Source organism: Botrimarina colliarenosi (assembly GCF_007859955.1).
GTDB classification, from domain to species: Bacteria; Planctomycetota; Planctomycetia; order Pirellulales; family Lacipirellulaceae; genus Botrimarina; species Botrimarina colliarenosi.
This window is the reverse complement of sequence record NZ_SJPR01000001.1, coordinates 166,962-193,707: the sequence shown is the minus strand read 5'-3', so window position 1 is coordinate 193,707 and position 26,746 is coordinate 166,962. Positions and strand designations below refer to the sequence as shown.

The following is a 26,746-nucleotide window of genomic DNA, read 5'->3' as shown; positions in this document are numbered from 1 at the left end:
GCCACCAACGAGGGGTAGGCCGCTGATTGTGACTTACGTTTTGCGAACTGAAGTCATGTAGCTATGCGGCGGCCTTTCGGTCGCAGCATTCGACCGCCCTCCGAGTCCGCTGGATCGATCCAGGAGACCCCCATGGAAGATAACGAACTGCTCGCCGACTTTGTCGTCGAAGCCAACGAACACCTCGCGGATATCGAGAACCAGTTTCTCGCGATCGAGGAGGCGGCTCCCAACATTGACGTGAACCTCGTCAACGAAGTGTTCCGGGCGATCCACTCGATCAAGGGCGCCGCGGGATTCTTGGGATTGCGAACGGTCAATGACCTCGCGCACAACCTCGAGAACGTCCTGAACATGATGCGCAACGAAGAGCTGACGCCGACGTCGGCCATCGTTGACGACATGCTCAAGGGGGCCGACGCCTTGAAGGGCCTGATCGAGGACGTCGAGAACTCGAACGGCGTCGATGTCGGCGCCCATATCACCGCGCTGGAGCGGATCGCCGCCGCCGCGATGGAGATCGGCAACGAACCGGTCAGCGAGGAGGCCGTCCACGCCGAATCGAGCCCGTCAACACTTGCTGAAACCGAGCCGGCCGCCGAGTTGACTCCCGCGCCGGCTGCCCCGACAGGGGTTCCCTCCGACGAAGAACTCGAGGCCGCCATTAACGCCAAACTAGCCGAGAAGAAGGCGGCGAAGGCCGCAGCCGCAGCCAAGCCGGCAGAGACGACGCCCGCCGCTTCGAAGGCGATCGAGCCGAAGGCTGAGACCAAGCCCGCAGCGGCGCCGGCCCCCGAGGCAGACGCCAAGGACGCAGCGGCCAAATCGACGCCCGAGGCGCAGATCCGCGTCGCGGTCAACGTGCTCGACAGCCTGATGAACCTGGCGGGCGAGTTGGTGCTCAGCCGCAACCAGCTGTTGCAGGCCGTCTCGACCGAAGAGAAGACCGGCCTCGAGGCGATCTCGGCTCGCTTGGACCAGATCACTAGCGAGCTGCAAGAGGCGATCATGCAGACGCGGATGCAGCAGATCGGCACCGTGTTCAGCCGCTTCCCGCGAGTTGTTCGCGACCTCTCCAGCAAGCTCGGCAAGCAGTGCGACCTCGAAATCGAGGGCAAAGAGGTCGAGGTCGACAAGACGATTGTCGAGGCGATTGGCGACCCGCTCACGCACCTGGTCCGCAACTCGTGCGACCACGGCATCGAGCTGCCCGAGGTACGAACCGCCGCCGGTAAGCCCGCCAAGGGAACGATCAAGCTGAAGGCGTGCTACCAAGCCGGCAAGGTGCGGATTGAGATCCGTGACGACGGCGGTGGCATCGACCCCGAGAAGCTCAAGGCCAAGGCCGTTCAGAAGGGGGTCATTACCCCCGAGCAAGCGGAATCGATGAACGACCGCGAGGCGCTCCGGTTGATCTTCGCGCCGGGCTTCTCGACCGCCGCCGAGGTGACCGACGTCTCGGGCCGCGGCGTCGGAATGGACGTCGTCCGCACGAACATCGCCAAACTGGGCGGGACGGTCGACGTCGAGTCCGAGGTCGGCAAGGGATCGAACATCGTTGTGACGTTGCCGTTGACGCTGGCGATCATCCCTTCGCTGATCGTCCAAGTCGGCTGTGATCGCTTCGCGATTCCTCAGGTCAATATCGCCGAGCTGGTGCGGGTCCGCGACAGCGAACGCAGCACCAAGCTGGGACGGGTCAAGAACGCCGAGGTGCTCCGCCTCCGCGGTCAACTGCTGCCGCTGGTGCGTCTGCGTGAGAAGCTCGGCTGCGGGCCGGCAGAAGGGCCGGTGCAAGGGAACGCCACCGGCGCCACCAACGTCATCGTTGTCGACACCGGGCAGACCCGCTTCGGGCTGGTTGTCGAGGCCCTGCACGACTCCGAGGAGATCGTCGTCAAGCCGCTCGGTCGTCACTACAAGAATTGCCGCAAGCTCGCCGGCGCCACGATCCTCGGCGACGGTCATGTCGCGTTGATCCTCGACATTGCGGGGATCGCCGGCGACCTCAACCTACGCAGCGACGAGGAGCTTCGCGAGAAGGGCGCCGACGCGACCACTTCGGCGGCCGACAAGGAAGACCGCCAGTCGATGCTGTTCTTCAAGAACAACCAGGTAGACAACTTCGCCATCCCGATGGACATCATCGCTCGCATCGAGCGGGTGCCTGTCGACCAGCTCGATTCGGTCGCCGGTCAGGAGGTGTTGCAGTACCGCGATACGACGCTGCCTCTCATGCGGCTTGAGTCGTGCATTTCGGCCAGTCCCGGCGACTTCGCCGAGAGCGCGTACGTGGTCGTCTACGACGTCCGTGGACGCGAGGTGGGGCTTATCGCCCCCGAGCTGGAAGACATCCGCGAAGTGCCGACCGTCGTCGACACCGTCACGTTCCGTGAGCCGGGCGTCATCGGGTCGCTCGTCACTAACGAGAAGACGGTCCGTCTGCTCGACCTTTTCGAGCTGACGCAGATGTCGCACCCCGAGTGGTTCTCCGCTGATTCTGAGCCGGAGCTCAACGAAGAGTCGCTGCCGCCGATGATCCTGTTGGCGGAAGACTCCGGATTCTTCCGCACGCAGGTGAAGAAGATTTTCGAGGAGAAGGGGTACCGCGTCGCGGACTTCGAGGACGGCAAACTCGCCTGGGAAGACCTCGACGCCGAGAACCATTCCTACGACGTGATCGTCACCGACATCGAGATGCCGAACATGAACGGCTTCGAGCTTTGCCACCGGGTAAAGAACGACCCGCGGTTCTCTTCGATCCCGGTGATCGCTCTGACCTCGCTGGCCGGCTCCGCCGACGTCCAGCACGGCATGGAAGTCGGTATCGATGATTACCAGATCAAGATGGACCGTGACAAGCTGCTGACCGCCGTCCAGAACTTTGCCGGCCAAGCCCAGCAAGGCCGCACCGCAGGGAGCTACGCATGAACGCCACTACGACCACCAAAGACAACCTGATCTCCAGCGACCAAGTGCAGTTCTCGACGTTCTACGTCGGCGAGGTGCTCCTGGGAGTCGACATCCGACTGGTCCAAGAGATCAACCGGCAGCTCGACATCACCCCCGTGCCCAATGCGCCGGGGCATGTCCGCGGCGTGATCAACCTGCGTGGCGAGGTCGCGACTGTGATCGACCTCCGCACGGTCCTCGGCCTGCCTCCCGCGGAGCAGGACCGCGACACCCGCAACTTGATTGTGCACTCGCAGGGAGAAGCGATCGGCCTGATGGTCGACCGGATCTCCGACATCCTGACGATCCGCCCCGACCAGATCAGCGATTCGCCGTCGAACGTCGACGGGATCGACGGCAAGTTCTTCTTGGGCGTCCACGCACTCCAGGACACGATTTGCGTGCTGCTCGACGTCGAACAAGTGCTCGCCGACCGCGACTAGCCCCCCTTTGCCCCCCTCCCCTGAAAAGCCGCCAGTTCGCCGCTTAGAGGCGTTGGCTAGCCCAACCTATTCAAGGCAATCCGCCATGAAGATCAGCACACGATTAACTCTCGGATTCTTAGCGTGTGGCGTTCTGCCTCTGGTGGTCGCCGGCGCCGTTAGCTACAAGTCGTCGCAGAGCGGCCTGACTGATCTGCGTGACCAGGCGGCGAGCAACATCCGATCGCGAGCCGTCGCACTACTCGAGCAGCAGCGAGGACTCAAGACGCAGCAGGTCGAGGACTACTTCGGACGCATCCGCGACCAGGCGGTCACTTTCGCGGAAGACCGGATGGTCGTCGAAGCGATGCGGCACCTGCCCGGTTTCTTCGCCGACTACAGCAAGCAAGCGCTGGTGGATGGCGCGTCGATCGACTCGCTCCGCGCTGAACTACGCGAGTACTACGAGAAAGAATTCGCGGCTGAGTACGCCGCTAAGAACGGCGGCCGGCAACCGGAGTTCGAAGAGTGGCTGAGCCAGCTCGACGACCAGTCGATTGCTCTGCAGCACGCTTACATCCGCGCCAACGCCAACCCCCTCGGATCGAAGCATCTGCTCGATACGGCCGACGAGGAGACCGACTACGGCAAACTCCACGCCGTGGTGCACCCTGTCATCCGCAGCTACCTCGACAAGTTCGGGTACTACGATATTTTCTTGATCGACAACGAATCGGGGGATGTCGTCTACTCGGTGTTCAAGGAACTTGACTACACCACTTCGCTGAAGGACGGCCCCTACGCCGACTCGAACTTTGCCGACGCCTACCGCCAAGCCAAGTCGCTCGCTCAGGGCGAGGTCGCCCTGGTGGATTTCGCTCAGTACGGCCCCTCCTACGAGGCGCCCGCTAGCTTTATTGCGACCCCCGTCTTCGACGGCGACGAGCGGATCGGAGTGCTCTGTTTCCAGATGCCGGTCGATCGGATCAAAGAAATGATGGCCTTCCGTGAAGGCCTTGGCGAAACCGGCGAAGCGGTCCTCGTCGGCGGCGACTACAAAATGCGTAGCGACTCCTTCCTGAAGCCCGAGACGCACAGCCTCGACGCCTCCTTCCGTAGCGGCGACACCGGTAAGATCGCGACCGCCGAGGTTCAGGCCGCCCTCAAGGGGCAGTCGGGCGCCGACGTGGTCGAAGACTATCGCGGGGCCGAGACGCTTACCGCCTATGGTCCTGTCGATCTGCTCAACACGCGTTGGGCGATGCTCTCAAAGATGGACACCGAGGAAGCGTTCGAAGCGGTCGCTTCGATGGAAGCAACCGCGGGATCGATCGCCTCGGGTCTGCTGTGGACCAGTCTCGCGACGCTCGTTGGCGCCGTCGTCACGGTGCTCGCGCTCGCTTGGTGGATCGCCCGGTCGGTCTGCGGTCCGATCAACTCGCTGGTCAGCCGCGTCCAAGGGATCGCCGAGGGCGAGGCCGACCTCACCCGCCGCGTCGACGCCACCTCGAAGGACGAATTGGGGGAACTCGCCGGCTGGTTCAACGTCTTCATTGAGCGGATCCAGAAGATCATGCAACAGGTGTCGTTGACCAGCACGTCGCTGTCGGGCGCCTCCGAGCAGCTGTCGATGACGGCGTCAAATCTTGCCGCCGGGGCGGAGCAGACCGGTCAGCAATCGTCCAAGGTCTCCAGCGCTGCCGAGCAGATGACGCTCAGCGTCACGGAGATCTCCAAGACGAGCGAGCAGATGTCGGCCAACGTCCGATCGGTCGCCGCGGCGACGGAAGAGATGACTTCGACGATCAATGAGATCGCCCGCAACGCCGAGCAGTCGGCGAACGTCGCCGACCGCGCCGCCCGGCTCGCCGAGGTGAGCAACGAGCGTGTCGGCGGTCTCGGCCTGGCGGCCGACGAGATCGGCAAGGTCATCGAAGTGATCCAGGATATCGCCGAGCAGACGAATCTGCTGGCCCTGAACGCCACGATCGAAGCGGCCCGCGCCGGTGAAGCCGGTAAGGGCTTCGCGGTGGTCGCCTCGGAGGTCAAGGACCTGGCGAAGCAGACCGCTTCGGCGACCGACGACATCCGCAAGCGGATCGAAGGGATCCAGAGTTCGACCGGCGACGCCGTCGAGTCGATCCGTGAGATCACGGCGGTCATTACCAACGTGAACGACGTCGCCCGGACCATTGCCGCGGCGGTGGAAGAGCAGAGCATCACCACCCGCGAGATCTCCCAGAACGTCTCGCAGGCCGCCTCGGCGACCGACGTGGTCGTGACGGGCGTCAGCAACACGGCCACCTCCAGCCGTGGGATCACGGAGAACATGACCGGCGTCGATCAAGGGGCGCGGCAGACCGCCATCGCGGCTTCGGACACGAAGGCTGCTGGCGTCGAAGTCGCCCGGCTTGCGACCGAGCTGAACGGCATGGTCTCGCAATTCCGACTGTAATTATTTCTCAAGCCAGGAGAAAAGTGTCGGCCGGCGCCAAGCCGTCCGACGCGGCCCTCTCTTCCTGAGACTGCTCCTTAGACGAACGCCTCTCATGTCTCGACCACTGAAGTGCCTGGTCGTCGACGACTCCGCGTTGTACCGCAAGATTGTCCGCGACGTTCTCGCGGCGATCCCCAGCGTGGAAGTCGTTGGCTCCGCGACCGACGGCGAGCGCGCGGTAGAACAGATCGCCGCTCTGCGTCCTGATCTTGTAACCCTTGACCTCGAAATGCCCCGCCTCGATGGGATCGGGGTCCTCCGTAAGCTCCAGGACCTGGGGATTGACGTCGCGGCGATCATGGTCAGCGCGTTCACCGCCCGCGGCGCCAAGACGACCACCGAAGCCCTCAGCCTGGGCGCTTTCGACTTCATCTTGAAACCGACCACCAACTCCCTCGACGAGAGCATCTTGCAGCTCCGACGCGACCTCTTGCCGAAAGTCCAAGCCGTCCGGCTGCGTCGCATCGCGGCCCCGGCGTCGACGACCCCTGGCGCGCCGAGCCAACGCCTGAAGGCTCCGGTGCGGCCGGCGCCGGCGAGGCCTCGGCTGCCGAACCTGCGGCCAGAGATCGTCGCGATTGGCGTTTCAACCGGCGGACCGCAGGCCCTCAACCAAGTGCTTCCGAAGCTGCCGGCGAACTTCCCGGCGCCGATCGTCGTGGTGCAGCACATGCCGCCGATGTTCACCAAGAGCCTGGCGGAAGACCTCAACCGTCGCTGCCAGCTCCGGGTCTCCGAGGCGACCCAAGGCCAGCCGCTCCGCGCCGGTGAGATCGTGATCGCCCCGGGCGGACGCCAGATGCGGGTCGCCAAGCTCGCGTCGGGCCCTGTCATCCAACTGACGGACGACCCCCCCGAGCGCAATTGCAAACCATCGGCTGACTTCTTGTTCCGATCGGTCGCCAGCAATTACGGGGCGCGCGTGCTGGGCGTCGTCCTCACCGGAATGGGCGATGACGGCTGCCTCGGCTCGAAACTGATCAAAGCATCGGGCGGCGTCGTGTTCGCTCAAGACGAGCCCAGCTGCGTCGTTTACGGCATGCCCAAGGCGGTGGTTGACGGAGGCTTCGCCGACGAGGTCCTCCCGCTCAACCGGGTCGCCGACCACCTCATCGCGGCCGCCGCCGGAAGGGTTCTCCAATGAAACCGACACAAACGGATATCGACGCCGTCTGCGACCTCGTCAACGAACTGTGCGGGATTTATCTCGACAACAGCAAGGACTACCTGATCGAGGGTCGACTCTCGAAGCTTGTCACGAAGGCGGGCTGCGCGAACTACGCCGACTTTGCCCGCAAGGTTCGGTTAGACGCGCGATTGAAAACTGAGGTGGTGGATGCGATCACCACCAACGAGACGCTGTGGTTCCGTGACTCAACGCCGTTCGACGCCCTGCGGTTCAAGATCCTCCCCGAGTTGATCGACGCGAAGTCAGGGTCGCTCTTTCCAAAGAAGTTCCGAATCTGGTCCGCCGCGTGCAGCACGGGCCAAGAGGCTTACAGCATCGCGATGGCGTTTGCGGACGTCGTTCCCGATTTCGAGAAGTGGGACCTGCAGATCTACGGCACCGACATCTCACCGGCCGCCGTCGCCGCGGCCCAGCGGGGCGTCTACAACGATATGGAAGTTAATCGTGGCCTCGACCAGCGCTACCGTGGAGCCTACTTTGTGAAGAGCGCCGGCGGCTGGGCCGTCAACGACGTCTTGAAACGGCGCTGCCGCTTTGAGGTCCGCAACTTGCTGAAGCCTTTCACCAATGTCGGATCGTTCGACGTTATCTTCTGCCGCAACGTGGCGATTTACTTCACACCGCCCGACCGCAAGTCGCTGTTCCTGCGGCTGGGGCAGACGCTCAACCGCGGGGGCTGGCTCTTCACCGGCTCGGGTGAGTCGCTGATGGACCTCGGCCCCAGCTGGGCGCCGAAACAACACTGCCGCGCCGTCTGCTACCAGCCCAATGGCTGCAACGGCGTCGCGACGCTCCAGCGTTCGGGAAACTAACCGCCGAGTCGGCCTTCGTCGGCTCACCGTCTATCGACTCGGGGAGTCGCGATGCGGCGACCCGAGCAGGGCTCGGATCGCTCCGGCGACTGCCGATGACGCGGCGTCGTTTGAGTGCATGCTCCAGTCGCCTTTGAAGAGCTTTCCAAGCAAGCGGCCCGCCTGGCGCGACGCGGTGGGCCGTCGCGACCGCGGCGGTTCGGCCAGGACTCCGTTCGCCCGAGCCGTAACCACCGTGACCAGGACGGCGTCGACGCCAAGGTCGGTGATCGCTTCGGCGGCGACACCGGCCCAGTCGGTCGTGACGCGGGCGCCGGTCTCGGCGACAGCAAGTTGGCCGACACCGACCACGCCGCTTGGGAGATCGGCCGTCGCTATCGCCGGCAGCGTGAGTCGCTCGGCGCCATGCGACGACACAACCTCGTCGGCGATCAGGACGCTGCCGACGGCGAGGGACCGATCGATCGCGGTCGCCGGCCCAACAACGACCAACCGCTCGGGACGGTGGGCGGCGACCAACGCGGCCAGCGCCTCGGCGATCGAAGGGGCATGACTGGCGATCGCGCGTTGCGGCCAGGCGATGGCGATTCGCTTCTGCAACCAGTCGCCGGTCTCGATAGCGATACGCGGCCCGTCACGGCGCAGGGTGTTACGCAGCTGCCGCCGCGTCTCGCCCAGTAAACCGCCGCTCACGTCCCAGACCGCGACGTCGCAGCGTTCGTTGTCGGCCATGCCGCTATGCTAGCCCCGCGGCAGCGTGATCGTCACGGCCACGCCCGCGCCCGGCGGGCTATCGAGGCGTACGTCGCCGCCGTGGTCGGTGACGATCCGCCAGCACTTCGAGAGCCCGAAACCCAAGCCACGCCCCGCTTCGCGGCCGCTGAAAAACGGGTCGAACACGTGCGGGGCGATCTCGGCCGGCACGCCGGGACCGTTGTCGACGACGCGGACGGTCGCCGCGTCGCTCGACGAGGTCACCGACAAGACGACTTCCCCCCCCCGCCCCAACGCGTCGAGGCTGTTCTCCGCCACGGCGCGGATGGCGACCGCCAGCTGCTCCGCGTCGGCGTCGATCACGACGGGCTCGCCCGCCGTCTGCGCCGACAACGCCGTTTCGGACGCAACCGCCCTGGGGCTCAGCTCTTCCAAGACGGTCCGGACCACCTCTCGGAGATCAATCGATCCTTTCACGAGCTGCGGCGGCCGAGCGAACAGCATCAGATCGGAGATCATCTCGTGCGCCCGCATCGCGGCGCGGTGCATCGCCTCGAAGGCCTTCCGCTTGTCGGGGTCGTCTTCCCGCTTGAGTAGCGTCTGGGCGCGCAGCGCGATGTTCGCCAAAGGGTTATTGATCTCGTGGCTCGCTCCGTAGGCGAGCTCTTTCATCGCGTCGAGCTTGGCGCGGCGAAGCTCGTCGGCGAACCAACGACGCAACTCGTCAGAAATCGGCTGCGGCGGTTCCAACAATGACCCCCCCTTGAATGACTTGTGGGAGGCTTCTCCAGAAGCCGATGTCGGCGTCCATTGCGCTAGGGCATGGATCGCTTAATCGGCTTCTGGAGAAGCCTCCCACAGGTGAGCAATGTGTCGCCGAGGCCGTCAGCCTGCGGAGGCGGGTTCAACTTCCAGAAGCTGGCAGACCCGCGCCATCAAGGCGTCGACGTCGAAAGGCTTCTTCATGAAGTCGTCCGCGCCAGCGGAACGCAGCTTCTGGATACGGTCCTCTTCGACCATGCCGCTGATGCAGATGATCTTGACGTCGTCCATCGACTTGTCGCTCCGCACCAACTGGCAGACTTCCATGCCGTTGATGTCCGGCAGCATGACGTCGAGCACCACCAGATCGGGGCGGAACTCTTTGATCTGCATCCCGGCGCCGAAGCCGTTGTTGACGCTGCGGATGTCGAAGCGGCCGTCCCGCTCGAAGTGGTCCACCAGCAGATCGACCAGATCGACGTCGTCGTCGACAATCAGCAGCTTGCGGCGCCCGCTATCGAGGGCGTCGGTCGGGATGCCGTTGTCCCGCATGAACGAGTACAGCTGGTCGCGCGGGATGCGGCGGAAGCGGCTGCCGGGGACCCGGAAGCCCTTGAGCTGACCCGAGTCGAAGCAGCGGATGATTGTCTGCTGGCTCACCTTGCAGATCTTCGCGGCTTCGCCGGTCGTAAAGACGGTTTTCATGGACGAACCACCCCTCTCCCTAGTTGATGGTTGTGCGTCGAGGCGGGCGGTTCGGCTGCCGGACGTCTCCCAATCCTTGGGGGAGAAGCCGGGGCCTAGCGGCTCCGTCCACGCTCAGTTTCGTTGTCGTGCCGTCGGAGGGTCACCTGACCCTCCATGTGGTATCGCCTAGCGGCGTCGCCAATTGGCTTTGGTTGACTGGGTCTGGGTCCTCAGTTGTCGTCGTGAGTGCTCGCGTCTCTTCGAGACCCTCGCCACCCGACGCTAACCTCCCAAACCAGCCAGTCAGAGGATGCCCCGCCGGGCCCCCTCTTCCCGTAGCTTTGCAAACTCTCGCGACCTTGCAAACGTCATTTGCAACGCAAAGCCCCGTGTACCCTGCAGAACGCGGCATCACCCGCTTTCGCCAAGGTTACCCTGCTTGCCCTTGCCGCCGGATTATAAGGGGCCTGCCGCGTGCGTCAACAGAAGAACAATCGACGTAAGCAGTTGCTGAAAAAGCACTTAGGCTAGAACGCAAGGAGAAACTGCAAGGCGCGGCAACTCGGCGCCGTGAGCGACGCTAGACCGAGGGGTCCGCCGTCGATCGCCGCCGCCCGCCTCCGAGGTGCGCCATCAGCAGCGTGATGTCCGCCGGCGTCACGCCACTGATGCGACTCGCTTGCGCGAGATTCGTCGGCTGGACCCGCGCCAGCTTCTCGCGCGCCTCGTGCCGCAGGTGTGTGATGCGGGCGTAGTCGAACGTCGCGGGGATCCGCTTTTCCGCCAGCCGCCGCTGGCGATCGACCTCGGTCTGTTGGCGGGCGACGTAGCCAACGTACCGGGCGTCGATGATCGCTTGCTCAACGGCGTCAGCGGGTGCGCCGGCAAGCTCCGCGGCGGCTTCGGCTGGGGCCATCGCCAGGGCCGCGGTCCAGTCCACTTCGGGCCGCCTGAGTTGTTCGCTGAGTGAGCGCCCTTGGTAGCGGACAGTTTCCAACAAATGGGCGACCCGATCGACTTGCCCGAGCTTCGCCCGCAGCCGCGCTTCGCGCTGGGCCGACGCCAGCCCACACCTCGCGGCTAGCGGCGTCAGCCGGCGGTCGGCGTTGTCTTGCCGCAGCAGCAGTCGGTACTCGGCCCGGCTGGTGAACATCCGGTACGGCTCGTCGACGCCACACGTCACGAGGTCGTCGATCAAGACGCCGATGTACGCCTCGTCACGACCCAGCACGAGCGGCTCGCGGTCGGCCACCTTTAACGCCGCGTTGGCGCCGGCGACGAGGCCCTGGGCGCCCGCTTCCTCGTAGCCGGTCGTGCCGTTGATCTGCCCGGCGAAGAAGAGCCCGGCGACTCGCTTCGACTCGAGTGTCGGCTGCAACTGGTCGGGTGGCGCGTAGTCGTACTCGACCGCGTAGCCGTAACGCATAATCTGAGCCCGCTCGCAGCCGGGGATCAGCCGGAACATGGCGTCCTGTACGTCACGCGGCAGGCTGGTCGATACACCGTTGACGTAGACCTCGCGTGTGTTGCGCCCCTCGGGCTCGAGGAACAGCTGGTGCTGCTGTTTGTCGGCGAAACGGACCACCTTGTCCTCGATCGAGGGGCAGTAGCGGGGGCCGCTGGAGTTGATCTGCCCGCTATACATCGGCGCCCGCTCGAGATTGGCGCGGATGAGGTCGTGAACCGCCGGCGTGGTGTAGGTGACGTGGCAAGGGAGCTGCGATTGCGTCAGCTCATCGGTCAGAAACGAGAACGGCTGGGGGGCGTCGTCGCCCGGCTGCAAATCGCAGGCGGTGTAGTCGATGGTGCGTCCGTTGAGCCGCGGCGGCGTGCCGGTCTTGAAGCGTTCGAGCCGGATCCCCAATCGGTGCAGCGCCCCGCTAATGCCCGCCGAGGTCCCTTCGCCGGCCCGCCCGCCAGCGGTCTTCGCCTCGCCGGTGTGCATCAAGGCTTGAAGGAAGGTGCCCGTCGTGAGGACGACGGTGGGCGCCCGATAGGTCGCACCGCCTCGGACACGGACGCCGGCAATCGAAGGGATCGGGGACGAGGGGCCAGGGACGAGGGGAGGTTCGGTCTCTCGGTCCCCTTCTCTCACCAACAGTTCTTCCACCCCTTCCTGACGGAGCTCAAGGTTCTCTTGCTCTTCGACGATCCGTTTGATCTCGGCTTGGTAGAGGCGTTTGTCGGCCTGGGCGCGGGGGCTGTGCATCGCCGGGCCTTTGCGGCAATTGAGCATCCGAAACTGGAGGCCCGTGGCGTCAATCGCCCGGCCCATGGCGCCGCCGAGGGCGTCGATCTCGCGGACGATTTGGCCCTTGCCGACGCCGCCGATGGCCGGGTTGCAGCTCATCTGGCCGACGGTGTCGAGGTTGGTCGTGAGCAACGCCGTGCGGGCGCCCATCCGCGCAGCGGCGAGCGCCGCTTCGGTCCCGGCGTGGCCGGCCCCGATGACGACGACGTCGTAGTCGTAAGTCACCTCGGTCATAGCCCTCCAAGGTATTCGCCCGACGGACGGGAGACTACGGGCGAATGAGCGATTACGATTCCCAGCATGTCATCGAAACGCTGCCCCTGGGCTGAGGCCTCTGACGCCGAACGCGACTACCACGACACCGAGTGGGGCGTCCCCGTCTGGGACGACCAGCGGCTGTTTGAGATGCTCACGCTCGAGGGCGCCCAGGCGGGGCTCTCGTGGAGCACGATCCTCAACAAGCGAGACGGCTACCGTCGGGCTTTCTCTGAGTTCGACCCCGCCAAAGTCGCCCGCTACACGGCGACGCGGATCGACAAATTGGTGCTCGACGCCTCGATCGTCCGGCACCGGGGCAAGATCGAATCGACCGTCAGCAACGCCCGAGCCGTGCTGGCTGTCCAGGAGGGCGAGGAGTCGCTGGCCGGGCTGCTGTGGTCGTTCGTCGGGGGCGAGCCGCTGCAGAACCGCTGGCGCCGGATGGAAGACCTGCCGGCCGAGACGCCCACCTCAAAGGCGATGAGCAAAGAACTGAAACGCCGCGGCTTCCGTTTCGTCGGACCAACCACCTGCTACGCCTTCATGCAGGCGGCGGGGTTGGTGAACGATCACCTGGTGGGGTGCTTCCGCTGTGCGGAAGTGAGGCTTGAGACTTGAGGCGTGAGGGTTGCGCTGCACACCCTTTGAGGACGGCGCAACAACCCTCAGGCCTCAAGTCTCACGCCTCAACGCTGCGTCAGCGGCGATACTCGAGGCCCGCGAACCAACCGTGCAGGAAGAGCTCGTCGCTCTGCGGCGTGATCGGTGGCGGCGCCGTCCAAAGATTCTCGGCGAGTTCGATGCCGTCGAGGAACAGCACCTGGTAGCCACCGCGGAGGGCGGTCGTGCTGCTCAGCTTCCAGGTGGCGGCAAGGGCAGCCTCGCCGGTGAAGGCGATGCGGGTGCCGTCGGCGGCCGTCACGCTGGTGGTGTCGAGCGAGTTCGTCGTCGTATTAACCTGCGTCGTGGCGGGCGTGGTGCCGGTGGCGGGCACGTCGACGCGTTCCTTCGTGGTGATCGATATCGAGTCCTGGGAGACCCGATTGCGATCCAGGATGTTGCAATACACCCCCGCCGAGACGAAACCCGACAGGTGCAGCCGCCGTGTCGGGCGCCACATATCGAGCCGCAGTCCCGATTGGAAACCGATCAGGTTGTTCTCGATCTCCGCCAATTGGCGTTGCTGCGCAATCGCCGACGAGAGCGTGTCGCCAACATCAACCGGGTCGCCGAGGATCACGTTCGTGAACTGCCGGTTCGTGTCGGCGACCGACTCATCAAGGGACAGATACCGCACGCCGGCGAACGGCTTGAGATACCCGTCGGTGAGGCGTTGAAAGTTGACCTCCAACGAATGGAGCGACGAGTCGTAGGTCAGCTGCCGCCGCTGCTGGACATCGATGTCGCTCAGCGGCAGCGACGCGGCGGGAATCGTTTCTTCTTCCCAGTAGGCGTTGGCCAGCCACTTCTCGACGCCGACGTAGCCGATCTGCAACTCGTAGCCCGCGCATTGCGGGAACTCGCTGGTGAGCAGCAACCGCACGCCGGCGGCGTGGTCGAAGTCGTTGAGGAACTCGAGCGGCGGCAAGGTTGATTGCGGAGCGATCGGATCGACCTCGGCGAGGATCGCATCGAGATTCGCGCCCTCACGGAAGAGCAGCACGCCATCGACGGTCGCCCGCCAGTGGGGGCCAACGAGCCAGCTATCGCGTCGGCCGGCGCCGGGACGGTGCTTCGGCCCCCCAACGGGTCCGTCGCCCCCCTGGGCAGCGGCCGAGAGCTGCTCGCCGAACGACCCGTCCGGGTACGCGGCCGAGCCGGCGTCGAGAGGCAACAGCGTTGGCGAGCCGATCATCGCAGGCTCTTGCGCAGGGAGGTCGCCAAGCAGCAGACTTCCCCACGCCGCCAAGGCGACGCCGAACAACCGACAAGTGTTAGCTGGCCGATGGGCCATTCGAATTCCCCCCTCGGGGCCAATACGTCGCTCGGCGTGAGCGGGCGCAGGCCCTCCCCGCACGAACTATCGGCGTGCGGGCGACCGTTACGACACGCATTTTCGGCACGCACGGAAGACTCGCGGCCACGGTCGCTTGTCCCCCTCCCTTTCAGGGAGGGGTTGGGGGAGGGTCGAGGCATTCAGCACAGGCAAGTCGTCTTGTCCTGAACGGGGTTCACCCTCCCCTAGCCCCTCCCTAGAAGGGAGGGGGGTTTTCATCTCACAGCGTCGCTAGCAGCGCGAGCAAGGTGTCGGTCTGGGCCGGCGTGCCGACCGAAACCCGGAGTCCATCGTCGCCGCCGCTCCACCCCGGGTGGCGGATCAGCCGCACCAAGACCCCCTCCGCTTTGAGGTTCTGGTAGATGGCCTCGTGCTGGCCGGTGGGATGGGTCGCCCAGACAAAGTTGGCGCGCGAGTCAACCGTGTCGAAGCCCGCGGCGAGGAGGCCCGCGTCGAGACGCTGACGCTCGGCGACGACCTTCGTCACGTTGTCAGCAAGCCACGCCTGGTCATCGATCGCGGCGGTGGCGCCGGCGATGGAGAGCGTGTCGCAGTTGTAGCTGTCCTTAACCTTCGCCAACTGCTCGATCACGTGAGGCTGGGCGACTAAGTAGCCGAACCGCAACCCGGCCAAGCCGTAGCTCTTGCTAAGCGTGCGGCTGACGAGCACCCGCTCGTTGGTCCGCACCAGGTCGAGGCAATTGGTCTCGGCGAAGTCGACGTACGCCTCGTCCACCAAGAGCGGGCAGTCGAGCGTGTCGGCGATCGCCGCGACCTCGCCCGGCTCGAGCAGCGTGCCGCTGGGGCTGTTGGGGTTCGCCAGGTAGACCAGCCGCACGTCGTCCGACGGCGCGGTCAGCTCGAAGCCGACCGACCAATCGGGCTCACAGGGGACCGCCTCGTGACGGACCCCCTGGATCTCGGCGAGCGTCTTGTAGAGTGAGTAGGTCGGCCACGGATAGCGCACCGCACGGCCTTGATCGACAAACGCCCGGGTGGCGATGGTGAGGATGTCGTCGCTGCCGTTGCCGCAAAGGATCCAGTCGGGCGTGATCTCCGCGTTGTGAGCGGAGAGCACCTCGGCGGCGCGGTTCCTGAACGCCGATGCCGACGGGTCGGGGTAGCGCTGCAGCCCTTCTTCGGCAGCGGCTTGAATGGCGGCTACCACCTTCGGCGAAGGCGGGTAGGGATTCTCATTGGTGTTGAGCTTTACGAGCTTCATCCCACGCGGCTGCTCGCCGGGGACATAGCCGCTCATCTGCTCGATCGCTTCACGGAACATTTAGTTTGCCACTGATGAACGCATATAAACGGGGATGAAGCTGGAGCTAGATCTTGTAGGAGGCGTCTCTGACGCCGATTTCACGCACCATATACCGTTACCGCCAAGAGACACGAATCGGCGTCGGAGACGCCTCCTACAGAACGACTCGTTGGTTGCAGACGAATAGCATCGGCGCCTATTCCCTACGAATCGTCACGGTGCGGGCGTGGCCGGTGAGACCTTCGACCTTGGCGAGGCGGACGATGTCGTCGCCCTGCTCGGCGAGCGTCTCGGCGGTGAAGGCGATCACGCTGTTCGAGCGGAGGAAGTCGTTGCTCGACAACCCGTTGGCGAACCGCGCCGTCGCGCCGGTCGGCAGCACGTGCGACGGGCCCGCCGAGTAATCACCAACCGGCACCGGCGAGTGCGGGCCGAGGAACACCGCGCCGGCGCAACGGACCTGGGCGAGCATCGCCTCGGGGTCTTCGCAAGCTAGGTGCAGGTGCTCGGTCGCCAGCTCGTCGCAAAGGGCGGCGGCGTGGTCGCGGTCGCGCACCGTGATCAGCGCGCCGAACGATTCGAGCGACTGCCGCGTCAGGTCGCTGCGCGACAGCGTGGCGAGTTGCTTTTCGAGCTCGGCGACGACCGCCTCGATCAACGGCTCGTGCCAAGTAAGCAGCACGGCGGACCCCGGCGAGTGCTCGGCTTGTGCGATCAGGTCGGCGGCCGTGAAGGCGGGCGGCGTCGAGGCGTCGGCGACGACGATCACTTCGCTCGGCCCGGCGATCGAGTCGATCCCGACCTCGCCGAAGACACGCCGCTTCGCCAGCGCGACGAACAGGTTGCCGGGGCCGACAATCTTGTCGACTTTCGGCACGCCTTGGCAGCCATAGGCCAGCGCGGCGACAGCCTGGGCGCCCCCCATCCGATAGACCTCGGTGACTCCCAACTCGTGGCAGGTCGCCAGCAGGTCGGTGTTGTAGCTGCCGAACTTGGTTGGCGGCGCGACGACGGCGAGTTCGGGCACGCCGGCCGCCTGCGCAGGGATCGCCGTCATGAGCACCGTCGAAGGGTACGCCGCGGCGCCGCCGGGGACGCACAGCCCGGCGCGGTTCAACGGCAGGTAACGCTGCCGGAGCGAGCCGCCCCCCTCGATCTCGACGCGGACGTCCTTGTGCAAGATCGCCGTCTGAAACCGCATGAGTCGTTCCCGAATCCGGCGGATCATCGCTAGGAAGTCGGGATCCGCCGCCCGGTGAGCCGCCGCCAAGTCGTCCGCCGAGACCCGGAATGTGTCGGCCGTCAGCTCGGCGCCGTCCAGCTTGGCGGTGTACTCGAGCACCGCTTCGAGGCCACGCTGGCGGACGTCGTCGCAAATCCGCTCAACGACCTCAACCGGGGAGAGTGGCTCGCCGAAGACCTCGATCGTCTTCCGCCGGCCCGCCTCGGAGACGACGTTCCCCTCGGGCGCTAGCTTGCGGCGCAGCTCATCGATGGCGGCCTGGCTGCCGGGTTGGCGGGCGTCGATCCGGGCGATGGCCAGCGGTCGGGTGGCGGAGCTTGTCATAGACCCTCCAGATTAACGGCCCGGCCGGGCTCGCCACAGTGGTGGGGGGAGCGTGCGGCGTCTCACACAACCATTGGCCGAACCGGTGCGTAAGGAGCGGGCGGCCCGTACGCTACCGGTACCGCTGACGAGGCCGCTGTTTCACCGCCCCCCGCTTCATTCACTGAACCCCCGAACTCTCGCCATGATGACCCCGCTCCGCTCCGCTACGTTCGCACTGGCCGCCGGCCTGCTGCTGGCTGCTTCGGCCGTCGCCCAGACCGAGACAGCAACCCGCCCCGCCGTCGGCGACGAGGCGCCCACCCTCTCGCTGGTCAGCACAGCGGGCGAGCCGGTCGATCTGGCCGAGACTTTCGACGAGGGGAAAACCGTCCTGGTCGTCCTCCGCGGCTACCCTGGCTATCAGTGCGGCATCTGCTCGAAGCAAGCGACCGATTTCCTGCGTCAGTCGAAGAAGTTCGCCGACGCGGAAGCGAACGTCGTCATGGTCTACCCGGGCGACGCGGCGGGCCTTGATGGCCATGCGGACGAGTTTCTGACCGGCGCCATGAAGGACATGAAGCGTAAGAAACTCCCCAAGGGGGTCACGATGCTGCTCGACCCGAATTTTGACCTGGTGGACGCCTACGGCCTCCGCTGGGACGCCCCGAACGAGACTGCCTATCCGGCGACCTACATCGTCGAGGACGGCAAGATCACCTTCGCCGAGGTGAGCGACGGCCACGGCGGTCGCGTCAACGCCAAGGGCGCCCTGGCGGCATTGACCAAGTGATTTTTTGGGGGCCGATCGATTAAGATCGGCCGCATGATCGATCTCCGCAGCGACACCGTCACCCGTCCGACCGCCGCCATGCGCCAAGCCATGGCGGCGGCGCCGGTTGGCGACGACGTCTTCGGCGAGGACCCGACCGTCCAGCAGCTCGAAGAACGCACCGCCGAACTGCTCGGCAAAGAGGCGGCGCTCTTTGTCTCGTCGGGGACGATGAGCAACCAGCTCGGCGTCCGCGTCCACTGCCAGCCGGGGGACGAGTTTCTCTGCGACGCCGACTGCCACATCTATTACTACGAGCAGGCCGCCTACGCGCAACTCTGGGGCGTGGCGGCCCACCCGCTCTCGTCCGACGGCGGACTGCCGGCGATCGAGACGCTCGACCTCGCGGTGCGGCCCGACAACCTGCACTACGCGCGGACGCGTCTGCTGACGCTGGAGAATACGCACAACCGCTGGGGTGGCGCGCGCCTTCCCCAGGACGACGTCCGCGCCGCTTGCGACTGGGCCCACGGCCGCGGTCTGGCGACGCACCTCGACGGCGCCCGCCTCTGGAACGCCGCCGTCGCCACCGGCCAGCCGTGGGCCGAGGCGATCCGTGACCTGTCCGCGCCGTTCGACACGGTGAGCGTCTGTTTCAGCAAGAGCCTCGGCGCGCCGATCGGCTCGGCCCTCGCCGGGCCGGCCGACCTGATCGCGGCCGCCCGCCGCACCCGCAAGGCGTTGGGCGGCGGTTGGCGACAAGCGGGGATCCTCGCCGCCGCCGCTCTGTACGCGTTGGACCATCACGTCGAACGGCTGGCTGAAGACAACGCCCGGGCGACGCGGCTTGCCGACGCGGTGCGTCACACACCGGGCCTGAGCCTGCTGGCCGACCGCTGCGACACGAACCTCGTCGTCATCGAGATCGACCCGGCGATCGGGACCGCCGCCGAATTGACCGAACGCTTGGTCCACCACGCGGTGCTGATGACCCGGCCCGCCCCCCAGCGCCTCCGCGCCGTGACGCATCACGACGTTGGCGACGAGGACATTGAGCGGGCGATCGAAGCGCTGCGGGCGGTGATCTAGCGCCTAGGGACGACGATTACCACTCCGTCGTTGCGTGGCGATGATCATCCCGACGCTGAGGAGCAGAGCGGTCGATGGTTCGGGAATGGGTGACGTTAATCGTCCTACCAAGAACTCGACCGCCTCGACACTTACGGGCTGAAATAGCGGCCCGCCGTGCCCCTCGCCGACGACACGTCGGAACTCATTCTCGACCCCGGCCAAGTTCAACGCTTGGACGAGCCGTATGCTCTGCTGGAAGGGAACGCTCGTGTCTTGGTCGCCGTGCGCGATAAACATGGCGGGGTCGTCGGACGACACATGCGTGATCGGGTTCATGAGCGAAACCAAGGACGCCTTCTCGGGGAACGGTGCCGCCGGGTTGAAGAGGTTCTCTCGCAGAACGCCGATCCCTTCGCCGGGAGCGTCAAAGCCGATCAGCCGCGACTCGGGCGAGTTGGGGGCGTCGTGCTCGATGAAACTTCCCACCCCCGCCGCGGCGTCGGCGTCCATCTGCAGCAGGTCGGTCGGCCCGTAATAGTCGACGGCCGCTTGGATCGAGCTGGAGTAGTCGAGGTTGCCGCCGACATCTCCCTCGGCCGCCGCGACGCCGCCCGACGTGGCGAGCAACGCGGCGAGGTGCCCGCCCGCCGAGCTTCCCCAAGCGGCAAAGTTTTCGGAGTCGAGTCCGTAAAGTCCCGCGTTGGCGCGTAAGAAGCGAACCGCCCCTTTGACGTCGTGGATTTGCGCCGGGGCGATCGCCTCGCCACTCAGCCGGTACTCGACCGACGCCACCGCCAGCCCGGCGTTGAGCATCTGACCTAACGCAACCGGCAGCTGGTCATGCGTCCCGCCGGACCAACCGCCGCCGTGAATCCAGAGCACGAGGGGCGTCTCGCCGACGGCGTCATCGGGCAACCATAGATCGAGATGTAACTGCCGATCGGCGCCTCCTGAATCGACGGTCGCGTAGACCAATTCGTCGTAGTTCGGCGCGCGGAGCTGCGCTGAACAAGTCGCCGTTAGCCACGCCAGACTGGTTGCGGCAAGAACCTGCGCGCAGCCCAAACCACCGAGTAACTTTCTCATGAGACCGCGTCCTCGTTGCCAGTTCGAGTTCGACTTCCTAGCGTCCCCGCCACGATGACGGCAACTTCTGAAACCAAACCGACAATCTGCGGCGCCGCAAAAAAGCTGCGTTCTCGAAGAAACGTGGGGTCTGTCACCGGAGCAAGCCGAGTGATGGCTCGGCCGACGGCGTCGAATTTAGGAGCCCTAAGCGCCAGCGCCGGGAGTGGCGCCGGGTGCCCGCTTCGACTCCCGGCGCTGACGCTTAGGGCTCCCCTTCCTCTTGAGTGGGGGCGCTGTTGGTGGGGTTCTTAACCCAGGCCCGCTAGTTCCGCCGCCCGCGCGACGCGCTCGATGCCGACCATGAACGCCGTCGTCCGGAGGCCGATCTTCTTTTCCTTCGCACGGTCCCAGACCTCGTCGAAGGCGTGCGTCAGGGTGCGGTCGAGTTCGCCGCGGACTCGGTCGAGTGTCCATTTATAGAACTGGCGGTTCTGCGCCCACTCGAAGTAGCTGACCGTCACGCCGCCGGCGTTGGCGAGGATGTCGGGCAGCACAACGACGCCCCGCTCGTGGAGTCGGTCGTCTGCTTCGGGCGTGATCGGGGCGTTGGCCGCTTCGATGATGATCGGCGCCTTTACTTTCTCGACGTTCCCCTCGTGGATGACGCCGCCGAGCGCCGCCGGGATGAGCACATCGACCTCGAGCTCGAGCAGTTCTTCGCCGGGGATTCGCTTGCCCCCCTCGAAGCCATCGAGCTGTCCCTCATTGTCACAGACGTATTTGAGCGCCGCCCGGACGTCGATGCCGTCCGGGTCGTACCAAGCGCCGGTGCGGTCGGCGATGGCGACGATCTTGCAGTCGGCTTCGCTGAGGAACTTGGCGGTGTGCGAGCCGACGTTGCCGAAACCCTGGATCGCGACCGAGGTCCCCGGCGCCTTGCGGCCGAGGCGCGCCAACGTCTTGAGCGTCAGCAGGCCGACGCCGCGGCCGGTCGCCTCCTCACGGCCGGGGATGCCATAGAACTCGACCGGTTTGCCCGTGACGACGCCCGGGTTGAAGCCGTTGTACTTGGCGTACTGATTCATGATCCAAGCCATCTCCTCGTGGCTGGTCCCCATGTCGGGGGCCGGGATGTCGAGGTCGGGGCCGATCACCTGATGGATCGAGTCGATGAGTTTGCGGGTGATCCGCTCCTTCTCGTCCTTGCTGAGATTGCGTGAGTTGACCGTGACGCCCCCCTTGGCGCCGCCGTAGGGGATGTTGACGACGGCCGTCTTCCAGGTCATCAGCGAGGCGAGGCCGCGGACCTCGTCGAGATCGACCTCGTGGTGGTAGCGGAGCCCCCCCTTCATCGGTCCGCGGGACGAGTTGTGTTGCACCCGATAGCCGACGAGCGTTTCGAGCGTGCCGTCGTCCCGCCGCAGTGGGATCTGCACCGTGAGCTCGCGTTCTGGGGTGATTAGCAACTTGCGCATCGGGGACGCCATCCCGAGCTCGTGGGCCGCCTTATGGAAGTAGTGCTGGACGGCTTCGAAGGCTTTCATGCGTGGGCTCGGTCAGAGGGAGGAGGAGCAGCCGGGCGATCGGATTCAGGCGGCGGGGTCGTCGCCCCCCCTGGGGCGCACCATACCAGCGGCGGGGGAATCGCGAAATCGGCGTCTCCCGACCCAGGGAGCGTTCTTTCCCGGAGAAGCGAGACGAAAAATCGCCGCCGTTTTCGGCCTCACCGGTTGGCTCCCTGCCGCCCCGAATTCTCTCCGAGGATAGGCCCGAATAGCGGCGTCTGTAGCGGGGCCTTAGACTGGAGGGATGCCCCGCCGATCGATGCACCGCTTGCTCTCTCTTACGCTGGGTGTGGCGATTGGTTGTGGACAAAACCCGCCGCCGCCTTCTGTCCCCACCGCGACGCCCGCCGTTGTCGAAACGTCGGTTGTCAAAACGCCGGCCGTCGAGAAGCCGGGCGATGGATTTATCCCGGACGACGGCAAAACGCTCTGGGCGTCGCCGACACGGGGCGGGCCAATTGACCCGTCGCTCTGCCCCGAGGGGAGCGGCCTCTTCCTGCATCTGAGGCCCGCCGCGTTGCTCAGCAGCGCAGAGGGACGCCGCGTCTGGAAGGCGTTGGGCCCCGCGGCAGACCTTGGCGTTCTGCTGGAGGAGTCCGGCCCGCTAGCGGCGATCAAGACCCTCACCGTCGGCGTCGGCCCGGGCGCGTCGTACGAGTCCGTGACGACCACTGTCGCCATCGATCCGGAACCGACCGACCGTCTGCCCCTGCTGCCGCGTGAGATCGAGCAGTTGCTCGAGACGACCGACCGCGACCAGCACGTGACGCTGATCTTCTCGCCCCGATTCTTGCTGGGAGACGGCGGCTCGCTGCTGGCGGGGCCGTGGGCGCCGCTGCGTGAGCTGTTGCTGGCCCAGGCCCGCGACGAATGGGCCGCGGTCGCGATCAGCCTCCACCTCGACGAGGCCGAACGGCTCTACTGGGAGCTGCGGGTGCTCGCCAACGTCGCCGAGCCGGAGACCCGCACCGCGGCGGCGGTGCTGCAGCGGGCCGAAGGCTGGTCGAGCGACCTCGCCGCCGTAGTCAAATCCCGGAATTGGGCTTCTTACAGCGCGGCGGTCGTCGAGCGTTCGCCCCGGATGCTAGCGGTCGTCGGCGACTACGCCCGCCGCGGGGTGGATGGTCGGCAGGCGGTGGTCAACGGCTACGCCCCACCCGGGGCCGCCCACCAGCTCGCGCTCGCTGCGGAGAGGATCGTTGCGGAGCTAGCCGCGCCCCCAGTCATCACCCCCGCATCGACAACGGCGCCGTCGCTCGCCGCGATCCCGATCGCCGAGCGTTTGCAGACCCCCGTTACGATCCAGTTCCGCCGGGAATCGCTTGAAACGGCTGTAGCGATTTTGTCGGACACGCTCGCCACCGCCATCGAGATCCGTGGACGCGACCTACAGTTAGAGGGGATCACTCGCAACCAGATGATCGCGCTCGACGTAATGGAGAAACCCGCCGTCGAGGCGCTGGTCGATGTGCTCCGCAAAGCGAACCCCGACCCACTCGCAACCGGCCCCGCCGACCCCCGACAAAAACTCGTTTACGTGGTCACGGACGACGGCGTCGCGATCACCACCCGAGCCGCCGCCGCCCGTCACGGCGACGAATTGCCAACCGTCTTTCAATCGGAATAGCTCTTCACGACGAATAGAACGCGGATTTTCGGCGCAAGAAGCCATCCGCGACCATCCATCGACTCCGTGTTGATCCGTGTTCCTTGCTTCTCGTAATTACTCAGCGCTGCCTTGAACACCTTCCGCGTCCAATGCGAGACCTGCCAGTCCTGGCTGAAGGTGCGCGACGCCGGGTTCATCGGCGAGGTGCATGCGTGCCCGAAGTGCGGCAGCATGGTCCTCATCACGCGCGAGGCGTTCGAGTCGTCGAACAACGCCGCCGCAACGGCGCCCGTTGTCCTGGCGATGAACGCGACGCTCGAAGAAGCCGATCAAGGTGAGTTTGCCGAAGCGACCTCCGCGTCCACCGCCAGTGAGACACCCGCGGCCGAGGCGCCGGTCGCCCCCTCCGCGACCCTCTCGATGCCATGGCTGACAATGGCTGGCGTCGCGTTGGCGTCGGGTCTCGTCCTATCGGTGTGGTTAGTGAAGGGATCGAGCGATCCCAGCCAGATCGGCGCGCCGGCCGCCCCGACCGTTGAGAGCGCGGCTGCTCCGCCAGAGTCCCCGCCAGCGAGTTTGGCGGCGGAATCGACGCCGGACGAATCGGAGGCCGTCGACGACGCGGCGCCGCTCTCCCAAACCGAAGCGATCGAGCCCGAACTCTTTGTCGAGCCCGAACTCTTTGTCGAGACAGCGCCCGAACCGAGACAGCTAGACCCCCTGCCGGAAACCCCCGAGCCGATTGAGCAAGCGACCGAGCCACCGATCGAGCGGGTCGCCTACGCCAGCCAGCCGGAGCTTCCCAACGTGATCGAGCCCGACAAGCCGTTGGCCGAAATCGATCCGCTCGGCTTCGATCCGGGCGAAGTCGAAGTGGTCCTCCGCAAGGGCGCGGCGTCAGCCACTTCGCCTAGCGTCGCTACGCCCAACTCGCTTGCGGCCGAAGAGGAGCAAGAGGCCGAGCCGTCGCTCGACCAGCGGCTCGCCGCCGCGGCGCAGCACGCGGGCGTCTTCGTCCAGCTCGGCCCGAGCGACGCGACCACCGGCCCCGCCGTCGGTTCCGCGCAGGGGGCGCTCGCCTACCTCCTTCCGTCTGTCGATCTTCGTGACGTGCCGCTCGACGAAGCTTTGCGACTGGTTGGCGACTTGGCGGGCGCGCCGGTCACGATCGACCCCGCCGCCCTGCGCCAGGCGGGCGTCGCCGCGACGAAACCGGTCAATTTGGTTGGCGAAAACGTTACGCTCGCCGAGCTGCTGGAGTTGGCGCTCAAGCCGCTGCGTTTGTCCTACGCCACCGACGGACCGCACGTCACCGTCGGTCGCCGGGGAGCCGAGACCGTACGCACGATCACGCACCAGATGAAAGACCTCGCGGGTGCGAACGCCGAGGGACTCGTCGAATTGCTCCAGCGAGTGGCGCCCCTTCCAGAAGACGCTGTCATCGACGCCGATGGCGGGCTGACTCTCACGGCGCCGATGGCGACGCAGTACGAGCTTGTCGTCCTTTGCGAACGGCTGCGGATCGCCCGGGGCCTGCCGACGGCGACGAAATACCCGCGGTCACTGCTGTCGGTCGAGCCGTCGCTCGTGACGCTTGCCCCCACGCTCGACCGCCGCACGACGTTCAGCTTTGTCGAGCCGACGCCACTGTCCGAGGTCATCAATTACTGGCGTCGCGTCACGGGCCTGTCGATCCTCGTCGATTGGCGTGCGCTAGCCGACGCGGGGATCGGGCCGCGGACGACTCTCGAGTGCAGCGCCACCAACCGCCCGTGGCGCACCGCCCTCGACGGCGTGCTCGGCGGGATTGGGCTGACGTGGGGCGCCTTCGATAAGCAGACGCTTTGGCTGACGACCCCCGACGCCGTCGAACAGCCCGCGACCACCGAGTTTTACGCACTCCCCGCCTCGGAAGCGGCGTCGGTCATCGCCGCGTCACCCGGTAACGCGGCCTACGACGCCGCCTCCGGCGTGCTCGTCGTCCGAGCCGACGCCATCAACCAGCAGCGATCGATTGCGTCAGAGCTCACCGACAAAGCCGGCGACTAAAGCGTCCGGTCGACCGCCTCGGCGATGCGGCGGCACTCGGCCATCATCGTAGCGAACGCCTCGCAGCTGAGGGTCTGGTAGCCGTCGCTCTTGGCGTTCTCCGGATCGGGATGGACCTCGACGATCACGCCGTCGGCGCCGGCGGCAATCGCGGCCTTCGCCAGCGACGACACCATGTAGGTGTGCCCCGTGCCGTGGCTGGGGTCGATCACTACCGGCAGGTGCGTCTTCTGCTGTAGGTAGGGAACGCTCGCCAGCGGCAGCGTGAAGCGGGTGTGCGCCTCGAACGTGCGGATGCCGCGCTCGCAAAGCATCACGCGCGAGTTGCCGCCGTCGAGGATGTACTCGGCCGCGAGCAGCAGTTCGTCCATCGTGGCGCTCGGGCCGCGCTTGAGCAGCACCGCCGCGTCGGCCCGGCCGCACGCCTCGAGCAGGCGGTAGTTCTGCATGTTGCGGGCGCCGATCTGCAGCACCTCGGCGTAACCGGCGACAAGGTCGACGTCTTCGGGGGAAACCACCTCGGTGACGATGGCGAGGCCGGTCTCGTCGCGGGCGGTCGCCAGCAGCTTGAGGCCGTCCTCTTTCATTCCCTGGAAGCTGTAGGGGCTGGTGCGGGGCTTGAACGCGCCGCCGCGGAGGGCCGTCGCGCCGGCGGCCTTGACCGCCTTGGCGGTGGCGACGATCTGTTCTTCGCTCTCGACGCTACACGGCCCGGCGATGACGCCGATCGCCTTGCCGCCGACCTCGAACGAGCCGGCGCGGATCGTCGAGGTCTCGGTATGGGCCTCGCGGCTAGCCAGCTTGTAGGGGGCCAGGACCCGCATCACGTTGTCGACACCGGGAATACTCTCCAGCGCCGTAACGCCGATGACCCGCTCGTCGCCGATCGCCGCGACGACGGTCCGTTCGGTGCCGCGGAGGACATTGGCTTTGAGCCCGAGGGACTCGACATGCTTGACCAGGTGCTTTAGCTGGTCCTCGGTGGCCGAGGTTTTCATGACAACGATCATTTCAGTGAAGGGGCGTGAGGGGTTGGGCGGGCGCCGAAATTGAAAAATGACTACGAAAAAAGCCCCGCGGCCGCTGGGGCCTCGGGGCTGAGTTTTTTACTCACTCGTGTGATCTAGCTCGCATTACGCGGCGTTACGCACGACCCCCGGGCCTTTGGCTCCCGTAAAAGAAGCCAAAGAAGCAGGTAAACCGGTAGTCGTTGCGCCACGTAAGCATGTTGGGAGTATCGGCTCGATGGCGTCCGAACGCAA

20 protein-coding genes are annotated in these 26,746 nt (G+C 65.9%); 10 read left to right on the top strand and 10 right to left on the bottom strand.

Annotated features, from left to right (window positions below):
* Nucleotides 1–132 precede the first annotated feature (132 nt).
* The 5 genes from Pla108_RS00735 to Pla108_RS00715 all read left to right on the top strand — a co-directional run bounded on the left by Pla108_RS00735 (nt 133) and on the right by Pla108_RS00715 (nt 7,872).
* Nucleotides 133–2,931 carry a hybrid sensor histidine kinase/response regulator gene (locus Pla108_RS00735; protein ID WP_197526113.1) on the top strand — a complete coding sequence of 933 codons (2,799 nt, stop codon included), beginning with the start codon at nt 133–135 and terminating at the stop codon, nt 2,929–2,931.
* Nucleotides 2,928–3,395 carry a chemotaxis protein CheW gene (locus Pla108_RS00730; RefSeq protein WP_146441507.1) on the top strand — a complete coding sequence of 156 codons (468 nt, stop codon included), beginning with the start codon at nt 2,928–2,930 and terminating at the stop codon, nt 3,393–3,395. The genes Pla108_RS00735 and Pla108_RS00730 overlap by 4 nt, the downstream gene beginning before the upstream one ends.
* 85 nt (nt 3,396–3,480) lie before the next feature.
* Complete coding sequence (locus tag Pla108_RS00725) at nt 3,481–5,829, top strand: methyl-accepting chemotaxis protein (protein ID WP_146441506.1); 2,349 nt, start codon at nt 3,481–3,483, stop codon at nt 5,827–5,829.
* Between the two features lie 94 nt (nt 5,830–5,923).
* Nucleotides 5,924–7,015: a protein-glutamate methylesterase/protein-glutamine glutaminase gene (locus tag Pla108_RS00720; protein WP_146441504.1), complete on the top strand. Its 1,092-nt coding sequence runs from the start codon at nt 5,924–5,926 to the stop codon at nt 7,013–7,015.
* Complete coding sequence (locus Pla108_RS00715; RefSeq protein ID WP_146441502.1) at nt 7,012–7,872, top strand: CheR family methyltransferase; 861 nt, start codon at nt 7,012–7,014, stop codon at nt 7,870–7,872. The genes Pla108_RS00720 and Pla108_RS00715 overlap by 4 nt, the downstream gene beginning before the upstream one ends.
* Before the next feature lie 30 nt (nt 7,873–7,902).
* On the opposite strand, the gene Pla108_RS00710 is transcribed toward Pla108_RS00715, so the two are convergent.
* The 4 genes from Pla108_RS00710 to mnmG form a co-directional block, all read right to left on the bottom strand.
* On the bottom strand, nt 7,903–8,604 hold the full coding sequence (locus Pla108_RS00710) for a phosphorylase family protein (RefSeq protein ID WP_146441500.1): 702 nt from the start codon (nt 8,602–8,604) through the stop codon (nt 7,903–7,905).
* Between the two features lie 9 nt (nt 8,605–8,613).
* Entirely contained in the window at nt 8,614–9,336 is a 723-nt protein-coding gene (locus Pla108_RS00705; RefSeq protein ID WP_146441498.1) for a sensor histidine kinase, read from the bottom strand.
* Between the two features lie 135 nt (nt 9,337–9,471).
* Entirely contained in the window at nt 9,472–10,053 is a 582-nt protein-coding gene (locus tag Pla108_RS00700) for a response regulator (RefSeq protein ID WP_146441496.1), read from the bottom strand.
* Between the two features lie 562 nt (nt 10,054–10,615).
* Nucleotides 10,616–12,520, bottom strand: coding sequence for a tRNA uridine-5-carboxymethylaminomethyl(34) synthesis enzyme MnmG (gene mnmG / locus Pla108_RS00695; RefSeq protein WP_146441494.1), 1,905 nt, complete (start codon nt 12,518–12,520; stop codon nt 10,616–10,618).
* A 66-nt stretch (nt 12,521–12,586) separates the two neighbouring features.
* Here mnmG and Pla108_RS00690 point away from each other — a divergent pair, with 66 nt between their 5' ends.
* Nucleotides 12,587–13,162 carry a DNA-3-methyladenine glycosylase I gene (locus Pla108_RS00690; protein WP_146441492.1) on the top strand — a complete coding sequence of 192 codons (576 nt, stop codon included), beginning with the start codon at nt 12,587–12,589 and terminating at the stop codon, nt 13,160–13,162.
* A gap of 79 nt (nt 13,163–13,241) precedes the next feature.
* Here Pla108_RS00690 and Pla108_RS21720 read toward each other — a convergent pair whose 3' ends face one another.
* The 3 genes from Pla108_RS21720 to hisD all read right to left on the bottom strand — a co-directional run bounded on the left by Pla108_RS21720 (nt 13,242) and on the right by hisD (nt 17,371).
* Entirely contained in the window at nt 13,242–14,498 is a 1,257-nt protein-coding gene (locus Pla108_RS21720) for a hypothetical protein (protein ID WP_231934230.1), read from the bottom strand.
* A 262-nt stretch (nt 14,499–14,760) separates the two neighbouring features.
* Nucleotides 14,761–15,822 carry a histidinol-phosphate transaminase gene (gene hisC / locus Pla108_RS00680; RefSeq protein WP_146441490.1) on the bottom strand — a complete coding sequence of 354 codons (1,062 nt, stop codon included), beginning with the start codon at nt 15,820–15,822 and terminating at the stop codon, nt 14,761–14,763.
* 178 nt (nt 15,823–16,000) lie between these two features.
* Entirely contained in the window at nt 16,001–17,371 is a 1,371-nt protein-coding gene (hisD, locus tag Pla108_RS00675) for a histidinol dehydrogenase (RefSeq protein ID WP_146441489.1), read from the bottom strand.
* Between the two features lie 184 nt (nt 17,372–17,555).
* Between hisD and Pla108_RS00670 the strand changes: the two genes are divergently transcribed.
* Nucleotides 17,556–18,143 carry a redoxin family protein gene (locus Pla108_RS00670; RefSeq protein ID WP_146441487.1) on the top strand — a complete coding sequence of 196 codons (588 nt, stop codon included), beginning with the start codon at nt 17,556–17,558 and terminating at the stop codon, nt 18,141–18,143.
* A gap of 33 nt (nt 18,144–18,176) precedes the next feature.
* Nucleotides 18,177–19,211 (top strand): threonine aldolase family protein, encoded by a 1,035-nt coding sequence (locus Pla108_RS00665; protein ID WP_146441485.1) that lies wholly within the window; start codon nt 18,177–18,179, stop codon nt 19,209–19,211.
* Nucleotides 19,212–19,214: 3 nt separating this feature from the next.
* Here the strand turns inward: Pla108_RS00665 and Pla108_RS20705 are convergent, their stop codons facing one another.
* On the bottom strand, nt 19,215–20,279 hold the full coding sequence (locus Pla108_RS20705; protein WP_197526112.1) for an alpha/beta hydrolase: 1,065 nt from the start codon (nt 20,277–20,279) through the stop codon (nt 19,215–19,217).
* A 290-nt stretch (nt 20,280–20,569) separates the two neighbouring features.
* Complete coding sequence (locus Pla108_RS00655) at nt 20,570–21,805, bottom strand: Glu/Leu/Phe/Val family dehydrogenase (protein WP_146441483.1); 1,236 nt, start codon at nt 21,803–21,805, stop codon at nt 20,570–20,572.
* A gap of 265 nt (nt 21,806–22,070) precedes the next feature.
* On the opposite strand from Pla108_RS00655, the gene Pla108_RS00650 reads away from it, so the two are divergent.
* Nucleotides 22,071–23,453 carry a hypothetical protein gene (locus Pla108_RS00650; RefSeq protein WP_146441481.1) on the top strand — a complete coding sequence of 461 codons (1,383 nt, stop codon included), beginning with the start codon at nt 22,071–22,073 and terminating at the stop codon, nt 23,451–23,453.
* Nucleotides 23,454–23,564: 111 nt separating this feature from the next.
* Nucleotides 23,565–25,484 (top strand): hypothetical protein, encoded by a 1,920-nt coding sequence (locus tag Pla108_RS00645; protein ID WP_146441479.1) that lies wholly within the window; start codon nt 23,565–23,567, stop codon nt 25,482–25,484.
* Here the strand turns inward: Pla108_RS00645 and aroF are convergent.
* On the bottom strand, nt 25,481–26,482 hold the full coding sequence (aroF, locus tag Pla108_RS00640; protein WP_231934228.1) for a 3-deoxy-7-phosphoheptulonate synthase: 1,002 nt from the start codon (nt 26,480–26,482) through the stop codon (nt 25,481–25,483). The two genes, Pla108_RS00645 and aroF, sit on opposite strands and share 4 nt — an antisense overlap.
* Nucleotides 26,483–26,746 lie beyond the last annotated feature (264 nt).